Genomic DNA, 5,323 nt, shown 5'->3' with positions numbered 1-5,323 from the left:
ACGCGAGTCGTCACCGTTAATACCCGTCTCTGGGTCAGCGAGTCTCGGAGACCTCGCACCGGGCGAAACCGCGACCACACGGCTTCGCGTCGAGATGAGCGACCGCGCTCTCGCGGGCGAATATCCCCTCTCAATCGTCGTCAAGCGCGACGACGCGTTCAACAATCCCGTGGTGACAGAGCCGCTATCAGTGGGCGTCGATGTCGGCCCGGAGCGGACGTTCGAGACGAGTAGCGCTGGGTCGGCTTCGGCTGGGTCAACGACTACCGTCAGCTTCGAGGTGACTAACAGTGGTGAGGCACCGATGCGTAACGCGGTAGTGCGGCTGAATGCCGACTCACCGTTCGAGACTGACGATGATACTGCCTATGTTGGGAGACTTGAGCCAGGCGAGTCTGCGACTGTCCAGTTCACCGTCAGTGTTGATGGCGCGGCAACACCGAAAGCGTACGCGCTTGATACCACTGTGGCGTTCGACAACGCGTTCAACCGTCGGGTTGTCACCGATGTTGAGTCAACCGAACTGCGTGTTGAGGCAGGCAGCGGGGGACTCCTTGCTGCTATTATCAACACATTGTCTGACTTGATAGGACTGTAATATGATAGATTTACGTGACGCACTGGAGCGTTCCGGTCGCTGGTCAGCAACTCACCGCCGGACGGTCGTTGCAGCGGTCCTCATCATCGCCATTATCTCAGGGGGCGTCGCAGCAGCGGGGCTTCAGATGAGCATGGGGATGAGCCTCTATGTCGACGACGATTCTCAGGTCGCTGAAGACTGGGCGACAGTCAAAGAGGACCACGGTGTCGGTAATGCCGTTTTCATTGTCATTGAGTCCAATTCACTCTACGATCCAGAGACGGTCCGCGCAATAGACCGGTTGGACCATCGGTACGCTGCTATAGACGATGTATCGTCGGTAACGACTCTCGCCGAGGTGGTGCGATTAGGTAATGATGGATCAATCCCTAATACTGAAGATGGTGTTCGGCGAGCCATCAAACAAGTCCGCCAGCAACCGGGCGGCGACCAACTAGTGGACCGGGTGGTCCCCGAAGCCGGGACCACAGTGATTGTCGCACAGTACGGAGAGGTTGACCGTTTTGACCGCGGCGCATTCTTGCCAACTCGTGGGTCAGATATAATTAACAACGAAGTACGCCAAGAAACTGACCTCGCGGAGCTACCGCCAGGAACGAGTACGACGATCACCGGTCAGCCGGTGTTTGAAAATGCCGCATTCGGGTTGATGCTGCCCGAGATGATTATGCTATTCGCCGGGGCATTCGCGCTCATTTTTGCTGTCGTTTATTTCGTGATGCGAGGACGACTTGCCCGGGGGCGCGAGGTGGCAATGCCGCTGGGTGTTGCGATACTGTCGTTAGTCTATATGGCTGGCACAATGGGCGTCCTTGGGTATTCGTTTAATGCTATCATGCTGGGCGTGATGCCCGTGGCGATGGGGCTCGGGATTGATTACAGCCTCCAAATTCAGACCCGCTACGCCGAAGCCCGTGAGAACGGTCAGTCGCCAGTCACCGCCGCCGGGACCGCTTCGCGGACGACTGGCCGGGCATTGCTAATCGCAATGGGGACCACTGTCGCTGGACTCGGCTCGCTACTGGTCTCGCCGGTCCCCCCGGTGCAACAGTTCGGTGTTACCAGTGCCATTGCCGTTCTCTCGTCTATGATTCTATCGGTGACGTTGTTGCCCGCGCTGTTAGTCCGGTTCGACGTCGGGCCGCCTCGCGAGGCCAGCGGAACCGAGGGCGACCGAGTAGAGCAGGTATTCCAACAGCTGACCAGCCGAGTGGCGGCAGGCCGACCCATCGTCACATTGCTGTTTGCGCTTCTAATCGTCTCTGGGGGGGCCTACGCATATCCACAGGTCGAGCCACGACAGGAGATGATGGACTTCTGGCCGCAGAACATGGAGGCGAAAAACGATCTTGACCGGCTCTCGGAAACTGTTGAGAGTCCCAAACGAATCTACGTCCTGGTTGAAACCGACCAGGCCTACACGCCACAAACGTTCCGAGACGTAGCGGAATTCCAGCGGGTGATGCTCGACAACTCGCAGGTGAACGGGGTGAGAAGCGCCGTCACAGCCGTGGCACTCACCAACGATGGTCGGGTTCCCGAGACAGAGGCAGAACTTGATGCCGCGCTGGCTGCGCGGACAGGGAGCGGGTCACTGACTGTCGCGGACCCTGACCGACGCCCCTCACGGTTAGTGTTGACTTTCGCTATTGAGGATGTCAAGGGCGAGGCGACTCGCACCTTGATTGAGGAATTCGAGGGCAATGCCGAGCTCACCTTACGAACCGCTGATGAGGTGCGGGTGACTGGCAAGCCCGTACTCAATCGGATGGTGATCGAGAACGTTACCGCGGGCTTGATTCCAATGACGCTGCTCTCATTCGCCCTCGGCGGCGGGTTTCTCGCGCTCGCGTTCCGTTCGGTGCGGATTTCGGCAGTACTGGTCGGAAGCGTCGCTGGCACCGCAGCGCTGGCCGTGGCCGGCCTAATGTACGTACTGTCGATTCCCTGGAATCCACTGACAATCACGATGTCGTCTATCGCCTTGGGGGTCGGGGTTGATTATGGCGTCCACGTGTTCGAGCGCTACGAACACGAGGTAAAACACGGAGCCAGCGACCGGGCCGCAGCGAGCACAGCAGTGGCGAAACTCGCTCGGCCGGTGCTCGGCTCCAGCCTCACCACCATCTTTGGGTTCGGGGTTCTGACAGTGTCTCGGTTCCCGGTCCTCGCAAACTTCGGACTGGTGACAGTGTTTGCCATCGGCCTGGCACTTGCAGGGGCGTTCCTTGTCTTGCCGGCATCGCTCGTTCTTGTCCCTGGTCTCGTCCGACGACCGCCAGAGACGGCCGCGCCGTCGTCAATTGAGTCGGAGACCTCTTAATCTACATATAACTATGGCGAATGTCTCGGGATTTGTCCCTGAGGGAACTCACCGCGTGTTCGTATCTCACGCTGTCCGGACTGCGGCCTGCTCGTCGTCAGGCTATTTACTAATAACCACCGCCAGCCCTGCGACGGCTCGGCCCACGGTGTGAGTGTGTAACAATCAATTGGCCCGACAAATTCGGGGACGGCGTATCCCAGTGCATCCTTGAAGAGCGTTCGCACGTACGGTCCGCTTAGGAAGAGAATATCGTCGAAGTAGGCGGGGCCGCGACCGGTTGACGGATTGCCCACGTCGGCGTTGTCGATCGCGTCGAGTTCGGAGCCGAGCGTTTCGCCATCGCCGCTATCACTCGGGCTGTAGCGTTGGACATCGGGAGTTGAGACTACACCGGATTTAGGAGGTCTATGATGCGTGGTTTCGGACGAATTGATTCCCGAGAACTGAGTCAAATCGCGTCTCACCCGTCCGTTTCCGTCGCACTCCCAACTCTATCGGTGAACTTCTGAGACTCTCGGAGCGTTGCCACTCAGAAAATCGATATTAGCTTAGGCTGAGCGGCTATCTACCCGATTCCGGTCTCCTTCTTCAGCAGTGTGAGCGTATTGTCCGCCGTCACAATCGGTGCGTGCTCGTACTCACCAGTCAATTCGAGTTGTACGAGCAAGTCGACAGCTCGCCAAACCGAGTACAACAGACACGCAAATACGAAGTAGAAGAACCGCAACCCGAAATCCTTGGACGTGGTGGCAGTCATGAACCACTTGATCGAATTAAACCCGCTCTCGATTTCCCACCTGTAGCCATACTCAGTGAGGTGACCCCTCCCGCAATTCGATATGAACACCGAGTACTGTCGACAGTCGTCGTGCTCTGAGTCCTCTTTCCGCCGATAGATCAGCGTTGTCTGATGCGACTCGGTATTCCCGAGATGGAGTTTCCGGTCAGTTTCGTAGCGGTCCTGGTCACGCTGGAGCAATCGCTTGGCCCGGGCTTTCTCGCTGGTCTGCATTCGCTTCGGCACGACGTATGAAAGCCCGCGCTGACTGATCATCTCCAAGATGTGCTGGCTATCGAACTCCCGGTCCATCAGGACGTTATCGACGCGAACCAGGTCCTCAGCGGAGTCAAGCAGATTCTTGACTATCTCTTCTCGTGACTCGCCTCTCCGTACCGGCCGCGCATCAAGCACAATTGGAACCGCGTTGCCGACCAGCTGGACTGTCGCCCACTGGTAGGCGTACTTGTTGGTGTTCTCTTTCGTTCCGATGATTTCGTCCTCGTGGCCTGTACGGTCGCCCGTGAACGGATCGGCTTCGGTGATGTCGATCGCGACGACACCCGGTCGGAAGAATTCCTCTGTCTCCGCGCCCTCGTCCAGCAGTTGACGGACAGCCTGTCGGTACATCTCTCGGATCTGCTCGATAGAGAGGTCGTGCAGCTGCTCCCGATGAGCATGACCCAACGGCGTCCGCTCCCGGGTCGACTCGTGGACGAAACTGCGAGCCCCCTCATTTGCAGCGAGGCTCTCACGAAGTCCGAGATACGTCTGCAAATCCCAGTAAGCGTTCTCGTGTATCTCACAGCCGTCCCCACGATCCAGCGAAAACACCGGGAAAACGATGCGGCGGTCGGTGATCTTCTCTGCCTGCTCCAGCACGGTTTGATCGTCTGGTTCTGACTCTCCATTTAGCGTACCAAATCCCGACCTACCGAGGTCCTTGAGCGTAGCTGAGGGACTCAGAGCTTCCAATCGGGAGCAAGGCGATGCACCGAGCGCAATTCTTTGGTTGAGAAACACCGTAATCGGGTTTTTATATCGAACTGTAGATCCTCCAATGTGGTCCGGATTGGTCCCCTCCAGTTGACCGAGACGTGGATGTATGCACTTGTCGGTGGGCTACTTGCACTCCCGTTCACCGCGGTTGAGGTGTGGCAATCCCCGGAGAACATAACCCTCGGAGCGGTCGTCGTCGGAAGCGCATTCGCCGGGTATCTCGTCAAACGACGCGACGGGAACAGCACCGCGACCGGATTACGAGCCGCGCTTATCGGTGGAATACCGGCCCTTTGGGCGCTAAAAGAACTATTTTGGACAATCAAGACCATCCCGAACCCGCCGTGGTTCCAGACGGTCAGCGTCGCGATAGCGCTCGCGTTTGGCGGCCTTGTCCTAGTAGTTGTGGCCGTCTCCGGGGCGCTCGCCGGCCGCTTCGGTGGTTGGCTGGCCGAACGGCGGGATAGTGACGGTGTTGCCAATCCGCGAAGTGGTCCGTAGTCAGAAATCTCTGATAAAAAACAGAATCTACAGTACGACATAGCATGTATGTCTGCGTGAGTACTATCTTCATTAGGCGAGAGAATCCCGCTCTTCAGGGCGGGCGTGAATCGCCGCA

Annotated in this window: 3 protein-coding genes and 1 pseudogene; 3 read left to right on the top strand and 1 reads right to left on the bottom strand. The window is 58.0% G+C overall.

Translation table 11 applies throughout. The features are described from left to right. The coding region (locus DP107_RS18975) for a COG1361 S-layer family protein (protein ID WP_238330965.1) at positions 1–598 on the top strand (598 nt) is incomplete at its 5' end. A gap of 1 nt (position 599) precedes the next feature. Then, positions 600–2,924 carry an efflux RND transporter permease subunit gene (locus DP107_RS18970; protein WP_144263656.1) on the top strand — a complete coding sequence of 775 codons (2,325 nt, stop codon included), beginning with the start codon at positions 600–602 and terminating at the stop codon, positions 2,922–2,924. A 568-nt stretch (positions 2,925–3,492) separates the two neighbouring features. On the opposite strand, the pseudogene DP107_RS18965 reads toward DP107_RS18970, so the two are convergent. Beyond that, positions 3,493–4,611 (bottom strand): annotated as a pseudogene (locus DP107_RS18965) (transposase); the annotation flags it as partial. Positions 4,612–4,767: 156 nt separating this feature from the next. Between DP107_RS18965 and DP107_RS18960 the strand changes: the two are divergent. After that, positions 4,768–5,205 (top strand): DUF5518 domain-containing protein, encoded by a 438-nt coding sequence (locus DP107_RS18960; protein ID WP_238330964.1) that lies wholly within the window; start codon positions 4,768–4,770, stop codon positions 5,203–5,205. The last annotated feature ends 118 nt before the right edge of the window (positions 5,206–5,323 follow it).

This window comes from Haloglomus irregulare, assembly GCF_007421925.1.
Lineage (GTDB): Archaea > Halobacteriota > Halobacteria > Halobacteriales > Haloarculaceae > Haloglomus > Haloglomus irregulare.
Note: the sequence above shows the minus strand (reverse complement) of the source record. Positions and strands in the feature narration are given on the sequence as shown.